Genomic DNA, 13,024 nt, shown 5'->3' with positions numbered 1-13,024 from the left:
ACCTACATGGCCATCAGCAAAGAACTTCAAGACAAGGTCGTCGCCCTGCTGTTCGAACAGGCCGAGAAGGTTCACTGGCCTAGCCTCAGCCTCCAGCAGCGCACGGAGATGTACAACCAATGGGTCCAAGACCCTCAGATCGGCGGGCGCCTCACCGAGTTCGTGCCCGTTGAGCAGGCCAGGGTCTGGATCAAGGACGGTCCTATGAAGGAGTTCGCCCGCGCCCGCTTCGGCGTCGGCAACTTCGCCAAGCATGTCCCCAACCCCAGCGCTGCCGTCACCGACCTGATCACCAGTGCCCTCGGAGACGGCTGGGACGCCGACATGGACACCATGGCGATCAAACCCCTTCGCTTGCGCGTCTATAGCGACGAAGGAGAGGAGGCGATCTTCGCCTGGGTGGACGACTACAACCATTTTAAACACCTGGTTTGGGCCGCGCTCAAGGAACAGGCCGACGGTGCCTCCACCCCCTGGATCCTGTGCGTTGCCGCGTCCTTCGAGAAGCCCGTCCCTGAGGATGTCAAGGCGTTCCACCTGCGGGTCGGACAGCGCTGCGGCTTGCAAGTGGTCCATGTGGAAGGTGTCTAATGCCCGAACCTCCGGCCCCACAGGCCGACATCCCCCACTGGTTCCAGGTGGCATGGGCGAGTATGGACCCCCGCGCACGCGACATGCTCGTCCGCCGCCACCGCGACCAGACCCTTGAGGCGATCGGCCGCGCCCATTACCTCACCCGCGAACGCGCTCGCCAGCTTATCCGGGACGCTGGCCAGTCCCTGCTCATGATCGCCCAGAGCATCGAGGAGACCTGGCGCGACCAGCTCGATGAACTGTTCCATGACGCCGCCGCCGTCGCCGACCATGCCCTCGCCGAGATCTTCCCCGATCCCGGCGGAGCGGCCCGCTACGCTTTGCTGCACGCCCTCGGGTTTCAGCACCCCCGCACCTGGGCCGGCGTCCAGCGCGCTTTCTGGACTCGCGAGCCCAAGTTGCTCGCCACACTCCTGAGCGAACTCGCCGCTAACGCCCCCTACCGTCCCGCTGAACTCCGCTTCCGTGGCGCCGCCCTCGGGATCCCCGACGCACTACCGATCGAAGAGATCGCCTCCCACGACAAGAGTCCCCTTGTCCAAAACGACGATGGCGCATGGGTCAGTCGCAACGCGCGGGGCCGCGACGTCGCCTACCTGTGGCTCGCCGAGCAGGGCAGTCCTCGCACTGTCGAAGACATCGCCGACGCGGTCGGCGGGGAACGGCGAGCCGTCCGCGAGTCACTGCGCCGGGATGGCCGCTTTCGTCTGATTCGCCCTGAAGGTACCTGGGGCCTGACTGAATGGCCGCACGATAAAACCGCCCACTACGGCACCGCCATCGACGCCGTCCTGGACGTCATCACCGAACTCGGCCCCATCTCCAAGCGCCGCCTCATCCACGAGACCCAGCGCCGCTATCCCGTCAGCCTCTCCCGTGTCACCCAGTGCCTAATCGACGACCGCGTCGGAATCACCGCCGACGGCAGAGTCGACCTCGTCGAGCGGGGCGCCGCCCCACTAGAGGACAGGGAACCCACTCGTCCCAGTCACGTCGCGCTCGACACCGCCGGCGCGATTTTGGCCTTCACCCTCACGATCGACGCCGATCTTCTGCGCGGCAGTGGAGTGATCATCCATCGCTGGATCACTTGGTATCTGGGTCTGCGCCAGGCTCCCATGGCTCGTGCCTTCGACCTAACCGAACTGATCGACCCCTTCGACCCGGCCATGACCGCCACCCCGCTCGACCCACCTGGCAGGCTATCGATCACCCGTAACACCAGCGCCGCGCAGATATCCAGCCTCCGCGTGCACGCCACCACCATGGGGCTGACTCACAACTGCCTCTTGGCGATCGTGTTGCGCCTGCGGGAGGGGACCGCCTACTTGCGACACGCCTGTCGCGCCGACGCCTGCCCGGTGCGGGAGCGCCTCCATCCCACGATGAGTAGAGGGATTCCCTCCCCATGACCGTGCCGCCCGAACTCCCAGGCAAAAGAGATCCTTCCGTACGAGCCTGAACGATTGCCCGCGGGAGCGGAGCCGGCCACCCACATCTTCCACGCGTGAAACTGGCACCCCCCGGATACACGCGGAGCGACCAATAAGCAAATCACCATCTCCAGGTTCACGTTTTTTCGATATTCTTGGCCCTGGTTTATGGGTAGCGGCAAGTGATCGGCGGCATGGGGAGGAACAGTGTCGACATAGGGGAGGAGCTTGCCTATTTTCCTGAATGGAGGTGCTGTGTGCCGCTAAGATAGCGGTGGCTAAAGTGATCGACACTTCGATAAGCGCTCCGCGCGACCGGCGTGGCTCTATGCCGCACGGACAGCGTCGTCGCTTTGTGCTGCCGAAGAGAAGTAGATACCTGGCCGCCGGAGTCCACGGGAGGATTATGCGGTAAGGATTCATCATCGTCGCGGAGTGAAGGTGGAACTTGAACACACCCACCTCCGAACAGCCGAGAGTGTCGATTCCGTTTCGGGCGGCTCGGCACGTAGACGAATCCTCGCGCGGCGACATGGAAATCAGCTCACCAGAAACGGAAAGCGGCCCTCCGATTGCAGCGGAGGGCCGCCCGAACGACCGACCACCAGCAGCTATGACGACCGGAGGTCAGCCTCATGAACATGCCTTCCTGCCGGGAGGGTTGTCAAACCCCACCAGAGCCAACCCGCCGACGGCGTTGGCCGCGGCGTGTGGCCCTCATCGGAACTACCGGGGTGGTAGTGGTTCTTGCCTATATCTACCCGCCTGCGGCGGTCCCGCTCGCCCTCGGCATCCCCACCTACGAGTTCTTCCACCGGCTCATCCACCGGCCGCCCAAGGAAGAGGGCGACGAGGTATGAGAGTGGGGCCATCGAGGCGGGAGATGGGGGTTGGCCCTCTAGGGGCGGTGTGACCGCGGCGGTGGTCTTGTCGGCGACGGGTATGAGGCAAGACCTACTCGTCGGCCAGGGTGGCTGGCAGGTGCATGTCCCGGTTGCGGCCGGTGCGTGAACCCCGACAGGTCTCACCGCCGCTACCGCTACTTTCACCGTGCCGACTCTGGCGGCGGTGCCCAACAGGTTAGCCGAATTTCCGGGGATGCGGCGATGACCACGCAGCGGATGGACACGGTGGAAAGTGCCGCACGCAGGCTGGGGACAGCGATGGTGCGAGTATCCGGGCTGGCCTGAGCGTCTTGCGGCGCGGGCAGGGCCCATTCACCTAACCGCGGGGATCGGGCAGATGCGCCAGCCGGGCGGCCAGGTTGGTCGCATGTGCTGAGCTCGGAGGACGATTTACTCGGACAGGGCGGGACAAGCCGTCAGCAGTGACCGTGGTGCATCGGGAGCTGAGAGCTACCCGCTTCTGGAACGCACTACCTCGGCTATCCGCTCGGCTGCTGGGCCCGGGGCCTCGTGTTCCCAAACCCTGATCGCGATCCAGCCCTCATCAACGAGAATCCGGTCGGTCTCGCGGTCTCTGGCATGGTTGGTTTGGATCTTATCGCTCCAGAACTCGCTGTTATTCTTCGACGGGCGGTAGTGATCCGGGCAGCCGTGCCAATAGCAGCCATCGGAGAAGACCGCGACCTTGGCCGTGGCGAACACCAGGTCAGCGCGACGACGAAGCCGAGGGATTGGGCGTTGGTCGACGCGGTAGCGGAGTCCAAGAGCGTGTACCGCCGATCGAAGAGCGAGTTCCGGCTTGGTGTCGCGGCCGCGGTTCGCCTTCATGACAGAGCGAACGGCTGGAGAGCTCGCCCAGGACTTCGTTTCCGGCGCTTCTCGCACCAGACCTTTAGCCGCCGCTAGCCTCCACCCTTCCGCCAGGTTCTCGGCGCGGGTGTCCTTGTCGACCTCGCCCAGGTACTTGTTCTTGGTCTTCCCCCTGTCCGACCATCTCAAGTAGCTACGGATCCGCCTGCGCTTATCGAAGAGCTTCAGCTCGACTGACGCGCACGCAGTCAGGCCATCCCCAAGGTCGACCAGGCGGCGTTCACGTCCGCCAGCAGCACGGTCCTGCTCTGCGGTACTGGCGGTTCGGTTCTGTCCAGGCCGACATTTCCACGCCTTGTCAGGAGGTGGCTTGTCCTTCCAAAGCCCAGCCTTGGTGGCACGTGCTGGATCCGTCACTTGCTCTCCGCGTCGTGAAGCACGGTGGCGACGGCTCTGGCGAAGATCTCGCCGAGGGCGACCGGGACGGCGTTGCCTAGTTGACGCATTTTCTCTCCACGAGGACCCGCAAGCTTCCAATCGTCGGGGAAGGCCATGACGCGCGCGGTCTCCCGCACGGACATGTAGCGATGGGTTCCGTCGTCGAGAAGCATTACCGACTCACCTCCTGGCACACCGTGGACACCGGCCTTAACCGTCTTGGCAGGTCGATCGAGCTCGTTGGGCGTGTGTCCAGGGTAGATCCGGGCGTTCGGCCAGCCAATATGGTCGGTGAAGCCACCGAGGTTGCGTTCCTTGCGGTCGAGATACTTCGCAGGGATCGGAGGGAGCGGCTTTTGCTCGTCGATACCGGCCATCGCGTCGCGCAGAGTGCGCCAAGGAAGCGTCTCATCTGGTACGGGCATCTCCTTGGGTACCCTCGCCATCACTCGATCGCGCACCTTCTTCGGCACCTTCGGGTGGCGCTCCCAGTACGAGCCTTCGATCATCGATCGGAAGAGAGCGTGTTCGGAGTACCGGGGCTCGACCAACTCCTTGAACTTGTCAATGTGGACACCCAAATCCTCGCGGAACGCGACGATAATGATCCGGTTTCTGACCTGGGGGACACCGTAGTCCGCGGCGTTGACTGCGGTCACCACCACTCGATAGCGGCGGCCGGCCGAGGCGGTTCCCTTGTCCAGGACGCGCCGCAGGACAGCGTCATGCTCTTGCCACGTAACGCTCTCGTCACGCTCCTCGAACGGCAAGGCGAGCTCCCGGAGGATGTAGTCGAAGTACGGCTTGAACGATGGACGTAGGAGTCCGCGGACGTTCTCGCAGATGACGGCCTTGGGCTCGATCTGCCGGATGGCGCGGAACATCTCCGGGAACATGTTCCGCTCGTCCTCATCACCCTTGGCGACGCCACCCAGACTGAACGGCTGACACGGAGGTCCTCCCGCCAGGACATCCACGCACCCCTTCAGATACTCGAAGTCGACCTTGCGAATGTCGCCCTCTCGAATCGGGCAGGGCTCCCCTGGCGCGGGAATAGGGGGGATCTGCCCCTCCTCCACCGGGACCGCTCCGTTTGCACGAAGGGTCTCACACGCCCGTTTGGCGAACTCATTGAACAGCAACGGCCGGAAACCCGCGCGGTGAACGGCCATGGCCAGCCCGCCACCGCCAGCGAACAACTCGACGCCGGTTCGGTCCTGGTCCACCTCTTGTCGCTGCTCAAGCATACTGGAAGCGTACCGCGGAGTTGCTGACCATGCATGTTCATCCGAAAGTATTTTCGGATGAACATGGTCTGAGAAGGCCGCTCACTGCAAAGGGCGCCGGAAGGCGGGAGGCTGCGGAGCCAGATCTCGACGCCGCATAGGTGGAGTTTGGCCGGCCCACCACCTTGATCTCGTCCAGTACCGTAGTGGAAGGGCGAGCTCTCTCCTCGTCCGCCGGGAGTGAGCACGGACGACGACGGCTGACAGCGGTTCCAGTGGACCTTGATCGTCGACAGTGAGCTGCGGCTGGAGCGGCTGGATGCCGCTGCGGTCATCGGTTTCATCGTCGAGGAATCACAGCTGTATTCGGCCGCGTCGATGAAGGTCACGACCAGCTCGATGCGGTCGCTGCTGCGCTATCTGTCCGTCACCGAGGTCCTCGATCGGGACCTGGCAGGGGCCGTGCCGTCGGTCACCGGCTAGCGGATGAGCGCCCTGCCCACAGGCGTTGACACCGACACGGTGAACATCCTGCTGGCTGCTTGTGACCGGACCACCAAGGTCGGTGCCGGGACTACGCGGTGCTGATGTTGATGGCGCGGATGGGGCTGCGGGCCCGGGAGGTGGCCGCGTTGTGCTTGGACGACATCGACTGGCGATCCGGCGAACTGGTGATCCATGGGAAGGGCGGCAGGGTTGACCGGATGCCGCTGCCCACGGACGTGGGCGCTGCCCTCGTCGACTATATGCGGGCAGGCCGACGCGCCTCGGCATGCCGGGAGGTGTTCTTGCGTTCGTGCGGCCCGGACGGACCGATGGCTCGCCAGTCGGTGGTCATGGTCCCCCGGAACGCCTCCGCTTGCGCCGGGATCCCCGTGGATAGGCGCACACCGGCTCCGGCATCGCGCCGCCTCGCAGGTCCTGGCCAAGGGCGGGAACCTTACCGAGTAGCCTCCGCTTCATGCCGGAATACCAACCTGCGGCCTTCGACCCGATGGACACCAAGAACATCACCGCCGTCGTGTGCCGGGAACTCGAGCGACAGCCACTCGTGCCCCTCGATCCCGAGATCACCAGGTTCGAGGGCTCCGGCCTCTACGCGATCTACTATGCCGGGGACAGTCACCCGCTCTACGCACCGCTGACGCCCCACATGGTTCCGGTCTACGCCGGTCAGGCGTTGTCGCACAACAGTGCGACGGGCACCGCCGCGCGAAGCAAGAACCCGCTTTGGCTGAGGCTCCGTGGGCACGCCCGGTCGATCGCCGGCGGCGGCTTGTCCACAGCCGAGTTCGGGGTCCGCTTACTCCTCATGCCGGACGTCCACGCCGACCTGGGAGAGAACGGCTTGCGCGTCGGTTACCAGCCCGTCTGGAACGCCATCCTGAACGGGTTCGGCAGCAACGAGCAGGGATCCACAACCCGCAAGAGCGCGCGCACCAAATGGGACACCGTCCACCCCGGTAGAAACCGTAGTTACGGTGCGACCACCCACGACCGCGACGAACTGTTAGCCAAGGCTCAGGCGCACATCGCCGCCCAGGTAGCCAATGTCGCCGCCATCCCCTGGCGGCGCCCTTGAGTGGCTCTTGGCCGCCGGCTCCGCGAACGGTCGGGCGGCTGTCCGCGTCGTGTCAGGGAGGGACACAACGACACCGCCTCAACCGCAGCGGCGACCGGCAAGCCAACTGCGCCCTGCACACCATCGTCCTGTCCCGCCCGCGCTGGGACCAACGCGCCCGCGACTACGTCCAACTACGCACCAACGGCAAAACCCGACGCGAAGCCACCAGATGCCTCAAACGCTACGTCGCCGGGAGATCTTCCAGCCCATCACCCGCTCACCCAGCGCCACAGCACCACAGCACCAATGGCGGCTTGACATCCATAGGGGCATCAATCCCCCGCGAGCGGTCGCCCGCGTACGCGCACTGCGACAAGTCCCTACGGACTGCCGCCCGTACTAGCCATGAGGAGTTGCAGGTCGGCGGTGACTACTCGGTAGGTGGTGCCTATGCGGATGACCTTGCAGGGGAAGCGGTTCTCGCGGGCGAGCTGGTAGGCGCGGGTTCGGCCGAGCCCGAGGGCTCGGGCGGCGGTCTCGATGGTTGTTGTGGTGGGGAGGGCGGCGAGCTCCTCGTGGGTCATCGGCTCCATACTCAGGCCTCCGGAGCGTTCGCGCGGCGAGTGTGGGTGAAGCGGTTTCGAACGCCGGTGGGAGGTGGTGCGTGGAGCGTTGGATCGGTGATCGGTCTGGGGAAGTCGTTGGCCGCCGCGGCTACTCCGGCATCGTCCACGCGGGTTTTGCCCTCGGTGGTTGGGGGCGCTTCGCGTCCGTGGGTGGCGCGAGAGTGGACGGCGTTGATGGCTGATTGGGCATCGCTGAGGGCCGCGCAGAGAGCTCGGGCGTGCTGTCTGGCTTCGGCTACTGCTTGGCCGTGACGGCTCAGGACGTCAGCGAGGTCTTCGGCCTGGTCGTGGCCGAGACGGTCGGCTTGCAGCTCCCGGAGGAAGAAGCGGTTGATCTGGACGAGGAGCTGATCGAGGCCGTAGGTCGCTGCGCTGAGGTTGCCGAGGACGGCGTACGCGGTGCCGGGGAGGGTGAGACTCGGAGGGCCAGTCGTGGCGCCGTTGAGCTGGCGGACGTGTTTGTAGAGGGTGCTCGCGAGATCGACCGTTTGGTCGTCGTTACGAGCGGTAGCGGGAGCCCGCCTGTAGTCGGTCATGTGAATGTGTCCTTGTGGATACGAGGCCCGCTTGGGGGCTGTGGTCGGTCATGGCTTCGCCTCTCTTGCGTGTCGGTCGTGAGATGGTGCAGCTCCACCTGCGCGGACGCTGCACCAATGCACTGCTTGCGCATCGTTGGCGCTGTTTACGCTCCGTTAGTATGCAGAGGCGCTGATCTTTGCGCCACGACCGTGACGGCGTGGCGCCGGGGTTTGCGTGATCGGGTTACCGCGATGGACCACAGCGACGGTGAGGGCCAGGGGGCGTTGGCGTGGGCGCGCTGATTCGGTATGGGCTGTCTGCGAGCTGGTGGCTGAGGGGTATTGGAAAGCCCGTCCCAGCGAGGCGTGCCGCGTTCTGCTCCGCCGTGTAGTTCGGTGGTGTCGGTGGCAGCGTTGGAGAGGGTGGCCGCAGAGTTGGTCGGCTGAGTCTGCTGAGCTGAGCGGCGGCCTTGCGTGCAGCAGCTGCCTGGGCAGCGCGTTGCTGCAACTGCCGGTGCTCCGCGATCGCCTCGATCAGGGCGGCGAGCTGCACGACCAGGTGGGATAGGACGCCGGCGAGGCTGGGACGGTTACCGCGTTGTCCTCGGATACCGGATAGTGCCAGTGCTCTGGCAGCCGTGCGGAGGTTCGTGCCGTAGGGAGTCAGGGGTGGTTGGCGTCCGTAGGGTTCGCGAGCTGCACTGACGTAGAAGTCGGCGGCACGGGCGAGTTCCCGGTTGCCTGTGAGGGCCGCAGTCACGTGCAGGACGTCGGAGGTCGCGGCAGCCACGTCGGCGCGGACGGCCGGGTCCTGGATATGGCGCATCTGCCACGTGGCAGTCGCGGTGGCTCGGGCGGCCTGCTGGTAGGCGGCGGATCGCTCCTCGTGGGTCAGCTCCACCCCGCCGAACGGCCGGCGGTCGAAGCGGTTGCCTTCCTGTGGCGCCGACCAGCCCTTGCGGAGTTTGGGGAGCGTGAGGTTGGGGGCGAGCTTTCCGCCGGAGAACCAGACTGGCTGGTTCTGTTTGTTGTTGTGATGCGGGAGCGCAACGGCGTAACCGGTGATCTCCCCGGGTGTACGGGCACTATGGCGAACCTTCACCAGCACTCCGGCATGCTCGAGCGCGGCGAAGAAGTCGCGCTCGTTCTCGGCTCCGGCGGCTGCGGTGGCTACCCGACGGCGGAGGGTGGTGCGAGGCGGCTCTGGCCAGTTCTGGCGGTGGGCGAGTTCCGTCTCGGCTCGGGTCGGTCGGGGTGCTGCTGTGCGGTCGGCGGGCGCGGTTCGGGTGAGATCGAAGCCTTTCTCGGCAAGGTGACAGGCGTCGGCGACCTTGTAGTAGTCGCGGTGGACGTTGGGGTTGCGTCCGTCCTCGCGCGCCAGGACGGCGACGAGGTGGATGTGGTCATCGGCATGCCGCACTGCGATCCAGCGGCATGCTTCGTCATCGCCCCGCGGCGCGAACCCGGTCCGGTGCATCACCTCCTCGGCGATGTCAGCCCATTCATCGTCCGACAGGGTTCGGTCTGCGGGGGCTGCTCGGATCGAGCACTGCCAGATTGGCAACGCCAGGGGCGTGTGTCGGAGGGTGTCGAGCGGGGAGGTCAGGACACCGACCAGGTGGCGGAAGTCCCAGTCGCCTCTGGCGTCGGTGCCGGGTTCCAGGGCCATGGGGAGTCGGAAACCCGCGACGATGTGGGGATCGATGTGCTCGTTGCGGCGACCAGGGCCGTAGAGGTAGGACAGCAGCCTTGCGACGCCCTGGCCGCGGGTCACCTTGCCGATCAACGTAGGAGCCGACCGATCTCGACCGATGATGCGTCCACTCTGTGTAGGACGCTCTCCAGATACAACAATGCAGCAGTCAGTTCGCGAGGCGCCTGTCCTGTCGCGTTCGCGATGCGCGTCAGCTGATTAAGGCTCACTCCGATTCGGTTCAATTGCCGCGCGATGCCGCGTAGTTCTTCACACAATTCTTCGGTCGGCTGCTGTCCCAATCTTTTCTGCCGGGTGGCAGCCTGTAGGGTGTTGACGATGAAGGTTCCGTAGGCGGATCCTGCTCGTTGGGCTGCTGCACGGATTTCCGTGTACTCCTGGTCGCTAACTCGGAACCTCATCTCTCGGTCTCGTCGACGTCCTCCGCCAAGCTGCGAACGTCGCTGCAGCTTGCGAGGCTGGTTGAGCTGCTCGTCGCTCGTCGCTCCACCTCCGATCGACTCGTTCAGGACCGCGCTCGGTTCCGCACCACTTGAGTGTGCGCGGTGGATTCCCATGAATCCACAACGTGTCGCGACACGGTCCTACCTTGCAGCCCCTAATCACTGCGGTGGACAAATGTGCCAGCGCGTGACTCTCGATCCCTTACACTGTCGCGGCGGGCCGGGGCCTGCCGCAGAGTTATGCAGAATTCAGGCCTCCGAGATGCCGCCAACAGGCTAGCTCTCCTCGAATACAAAAGCGCCGTTCAACTCGCCGACGCTAGTTCTCTGGTGAACAGCAAGCAGGCATTGCGTCCCCGGATGCGGTATACCTCATCGCCAGGACGTTCGGCCGAGACGCCGAGTAGTACGGGTTCCGGTACCCGATGGATGCCAGCGGCTTCGGAGGGTGTTACCTGCGATGCCCTCAACCTCAAGCTCGAAGGCGATCGAGTCACGCAAAGCCTTGAGGAGGCCGGGTTCCTGTTAACCGTCATGGCCGTTCCTCCTGGTCACGGCCCTCTACCTCACCCCGGCATGTCAACCGTAGGTCTGGTCACGGCTCCGAGGGGCGAAGAAGCCGCCACCTCGTGGCGGCGCTTCAACAGGGGTGAGCCGCCACTTTCGACTGTCCTGCCAGGATGCGATGGCAACTGACCAGGACGCGACGGAGGAGGCTGCTACGCCGACGGCGTGATGCCGAGACAATGCGTCGGGGCTGACCTGCTGTGGAAGGCGCCTTCCTTTCCGGCATGGCCCAGGTCCCGTCCGCTGCCCGAGAGGCCGGTCTCTCGCACTGGACATGGCGGTCTCCGACACTCCAGGTGTTGGAGCACTCAAGGATCGCATCGAGGCGTCTGGCGAGGTCGAAGGCGGTCTTCGCCTCGACCAGCTGATCAGGCAGCAGGGCCCAAAGGGAGCCGGTGTACTCGCCCCAATAGATGCACAGGCGGGGGTAGCGCCGCCGTAGGAGCTCCACGGCCTGGTCGAGATCGGTTTCTTCCGCTACGGCGCCGAGTTTGCCCGCCAACAGCCGTCCCCGGCCGACCGGCGCGACGTACCGCAGTGACCCCCAGTCCGCTTCCGGCAGCCTGACGGCATCTCCGAAATGGCACGGAACATGCGCGAAGCGCACGCCTCGATGTTCTGTGCGAAAATACGCACTGCGCGTGGCTTCATGGTGAAACCATGGCGATCGACATTCACGGCCGGTCAAGGAGGCGGTATTGGACGGATTCGACGAGAAGCTCGAGCGGCTCCGGCGGATCCTGGAAGGCAAGGAGACGTACGGGCCGGAGAACCTGTCGCGAGGCGACCAGGCCCGGATCTTCCAGCTCACCGAGATGTTCGACGAGATCGTCAAGCGGGCCCGACAGAACAGCGCCGACGCCCTACCGAAGAAGCCGGTGGATCTGCTGGTCAGCCTGAGCGGCTTCTCGCCCATCACCACGATCCTCACCTTCAAGCTGCTCCGTCCCAGGCGCCTCCTGGTCATCAGTTCCGAAGCGTCCCGGAACTCGATCGACGTCATCGCCGATGAACTGATAGGAAAAGACGGTCTGCGGCACAGCGATTTCATGCACGAATCGGTGATGCCGACCGATCCGCGCTCCATCTACCGCGTCGTCAAGGAAAAACTGGGCGGCTCGGCCGCCGGGCGGGCCACGCCGAACGCCGTCATCGACATCACTGGCGGCCGGAAGGTCATGAGCGCGACCGCGGCACTCGCGGCGTGGCAGCTGAACCTGCGCCTGTGCTACCTGGAAGGCGACTACAGCCCCGAGCTGAAGCAGAACCTCCCGGGCAAGGACCGCCTCATGCTGCTGGACAACCCCGAGGCCTTGTTCGGCGACCAGGCCATGGTCCGGACGAACGTCATGTTCGACTCGGGGGCGTTCGACGGTGCCGCCACCCAGTACGACCAGCTCGCGCAAAGCGTGCCGGATCCGCAGCGGGCCCGGTTCATGCTGGCCCTCAGCAGGCTCTACGGAGCATGGTGCGATCTTAATCTCGCCGAGCTACCCAAACTGGCGGAGGCCGTCCGCACGACGATGAAGGGCGTCGACACCGACCTGAGCGTCACCGAGCGCCGGAAGCTAGATGCGCAACTCGACTTCGTCGGCCGGCTGCCCGGCGGCGCTTCGCCCGCCGAGCTGGTCCTCTGTTTCTACCTGCTGGGTCAGCACTACGACGACATGGGCCGCCGGGATTTCGCCGCCCTGCTGTTCTACCGGACCATCGAGGGCGCGCTGAGCCAGCGCCTCGAAACGGCCGTCCCGGGCTTCGACTGTTCGGCTCCCGACTACGCCCGGTTCCCGAGGGGTGCCGATTTCGTGCTCGACGGTTACCGGCGCACGCAGCGGGAGGCGGGGATACCAGAGTCGGCAAGCCTCCCCCACGCGGTCGGATCCTTCGCTGCGGCACTCCTGCTCGCGGTCTTGGACGACCCGATGATGGGGCCCGCCAAGCTGCGCTCTCCCAAGCAGCTCGGCGAGCTGCGCAATGTCAGCGTGATCCGCAACCGCTCGGTCCTCGCGCACGGCTCCACCAGCATCACCAAGGCCGACACCGCTCGGCTGCGGCACATGGCCAGGACCGTGCTGGGGGCCTTCTGGGAGCAGAATGGCACCGGCGTGGGCATCGCGGTCCGCCAGAAGGAGTTGATCTTCATCAAGGCCCCCTTCTGACCGTGGACGCCATGAACCGTGAGGAGG

12 protein-coding genes and 1 pseudogene are annotated in these 13,024 nt (G+C 65.2%); 7 read left to right on the top strand and 6 right to left on the bottom strand.

Annotated elements, in window-relative coordinates; genetic code table 11:
• Positions 1-6 precede the first annotated feature (6 nt).
• From ACH34Q_RS28345 to ACH34Q_RS28335, 3 genes are all read left to right on the top strand, one after another.
• Complete coding sequence (locus tag ACH34Q_RS28345; RefSeq protein ID WP_395986123.1) at positions 7-591, top strand: hypothetical protein; 585 nt, start codon at positions 7-9, stop codon at positions 589-591.
• Positions 591-2,006 (top strand): hypothetical protein, encoded by a 1,416-nt coding sequence (locus tag ACH34Q_RS28340; protein WP_395986122.1) that lies wholly within the window; start codon positions 591-593, stop codon positions 2,004-2,006. Before ACH34Q_RS28345 ends, ACH34Q_RS28340 begins: the two co-directional genes overlap by 1 nt.
• Before the next feature lie 755 nt (positions 2,007-2,761).
• Positions 2,762-2,887, top strand: a complete 126-nt coding sequence (locus ACH34Q_RS28335; RefSeq protein WP_395986121.1) for a hypothetical protein — start codon at positions 2,762-2,764, stop codon at positions 2,885-2,887.
• 495 nt (positions 2,888-3,382) lie between these two features.
• Here ACH34Q_RS28335 and ACH34Q_RS28330 read toward each other — a convergent pair whose 3' ends face one another.
• Together ACH34Q_RS28330 and ACH34Q_RS28325 are read right to left on the bottom strand one after the other, a co-directional pair.
• Complete coding sequence (locus ACH34Q_RS28330; protein ID WP_395986120.1) at positions 3,383-4,159, bottom strand: very short patch repair endonuclease; 777 nt, start codon at positions 4,157-4,159, stop codon at positions 3,383-3,385.
• Entirely contained in the window at positions 4,156-5,427 is a 1,272-nt protein-coding gene (locus ACH34Q_RS28325; RefSeq protein ID WP_395986119.1) for a DNA cytosine methyltransferase, read from the bottom strand. Before ACH34Q_RS28325 ends, ACH34Q_RS28330 begins: the two co-directional genes overlap by 4 nt.
• Positions 5,428-5,688: 261 nt before the next feature.
• On the opposite strand from ACH34Q_RS28325, the gene ACH34Q_RS28320 reads away from it, so the two are divergent.
• From ACH34Q_RS28320 to ACH34Q_RS28310, 3 genes and pseudogenes are all read left to right on the top strand, one after another.
• Entirely contained in the window at positions 5,689-5,889 is a 201-nt protein-coding gene (locus ACH34Q_RS28320) for a hypothetical protein (RefSeq protein WP_395986118.1), read from the top strand.
• Positions 5,890-5,981: 92 nt separating this feature from the next.
• Positions 5,982-6,263: pseudogene (locus ACH34Q_RS28315) on the top strand (tyrosine-type recombinase/integrase); the annotation flags it as partial.
• 104 nt (positions 6,264-6,367) lie between these two features.
• Positions 6,368-6,988 carry an Eco29kI family restriction endonuclease gene (locus ACH34Q_RS28310; protein WP_395986117.1) on the top strand — a complete coding sequence of 207 codons (621 nt, stop codon included), beginning with the start codon at positions 6,368-6,370 and terminating at the stop codon, positions 6,986-6,988.
• Positions 6,989-7,350: 362 nt separating this feature from the next.
• Here ACH34Q_RS28310 and ACH34Q_RS28305 read toward each other — a convergent pair whose 3' ends face one another.
• From ACH34Q_RS28305 to ACH34Q_RS28290, 4 genes are all read right to left on the bottom strand, one after another.
• Positions 7,351-7,554 carry a DNA-binding protein gene (locus ACH34Q_RS28305; protein WP_395986116.1) on the bottom strand — a complete coding sequence of 68 codons (204 nt, stop codon included), beginning with the start codon at positions 7,552-7,554 and terminating at the stop codon, positions 7,351-7,353.
• Positions 7,555-7,565: 11 nt separating this feature from the next.
• Positions 7,566-8,132, bottom strand: coding sequence for a hypothetical protein (locus tag ACH34Q_RS28300; RefSeq protein ID WP_395986115.1), 567 nt, complete (start codon positions 8,130-8,132; stop codon positions 7,566-7,568).
• 226 nt (positions 8,133-8,358) lie between these two features.
• Positions 8,359-9,900: a hypothetical protein gene (locus tag ACH34Q_RS28295; protein WP_395986114.1), complete on the bottom strand. Its 1,542-nt coding sequence runs from the start codon at positions 9,898-9,900 to the stop codon at positions 8,359-8,361.
• Complete coding sequence (locus ACH34Q_RS28290; protein ID WP_395986113.1) at positions 9,897-10,385, bottom strand: plasmid mobilization protein; 489 nt, start codon at positions 10,383-10,385, stop codon at positions 9,897-9,899. The genes ACH34Q_RS28295 and ACH34Q_RS28290 overlap by 4 nt, the downstream gene beginning before the upstream one ends.
• 1,151 nt (positions 10,386-11,536) lie before the next feature.
• Between ACH34Q_RS28290 and ACH34Q_RS28285 the strand changes: the two genes are divergently transcribed.
• Complete coding sequence (locus ACH34Q_RS28285) at positions 11,537-12,997, top strand: hypothetical protein (RefSeq protein WP_395986112.1); 1,461 nt, start codon at positions 11,537-11,539, stop codon at positions 12,995-12,997.
• Positions 12,998-13,024: the final 27 nt, after the last annotated feature.

The sequence above is a fragment of the Actinomadura sp. 9N407 genome, assembly GCF_044326315.1.
Taxonomy (GTDB): Bacteria; Actinomycetota; Actinomycetes; order Streptosporangiales; family Streptosporangiaceae; genus Spirillospora.
Note: the sequence above shows the minus strand (reverse complement) of the source record. Positions and strands in the feature narration are given on the sequence as shown.

What these genes read in the sequence shown, in the direction of transcription:
- ACH34Q_RS28290 (WP_395986113.1), bottom strand. Translation starts at nt 10,385, where the DNA reads ATGGGAATCCACCGCGCACACTCAAGTGGTGCGGAACCGAGCGCGGTC.
- ACH34Q_RS28325 (WP_395986119.1), bottom strand. Translation starts at nt 5,427, where the DNA reads ATGCTTGAGCAGCGACAAGAGGTGGACCAGGACCGAACCGGCGTCGAG.
- ACH34Q_RS28345 (WP_395986123.1), top strand. Translation starts at nt 7, where the DNA reads ATGGCCATCAGCAAAGAACTTCAAGACAAGGTCGTCGCCCTGCTGTTC.
- ACH34Q_RS28340 (WP_395986122.1), top strand. Translation starts at nt 591, where the DNA reads ATGCCCGAACCTCCGGCCCCACAGGCCGACATCCCCCACTGGTTCCAG.
- ACH34Q_RS28305 (WP_395986116.1), bottom strand. Translation starts at nt 7,554, where the DNA reads ATGACCCACGAGGAGCTCGCCGCCCTCCCCACCACAACAACCATCGAG.
- ACH34Q_RS28310 (WP_395986117.1), top strand. Translation starts at nt 6,368, where the DNA reads ATGCCGGAATACCAACCTGCGGCCTTCGACCCGATGGACACCAAGAAC.
- ACH34Q_RS28300 (WP_395986115.1), bottom strand. Translation starts at nt 8,132, where the DNA reads ATGACCGACTACAGGCGGGCTCCCGCTACCGCTCGTAACGACGACCAA.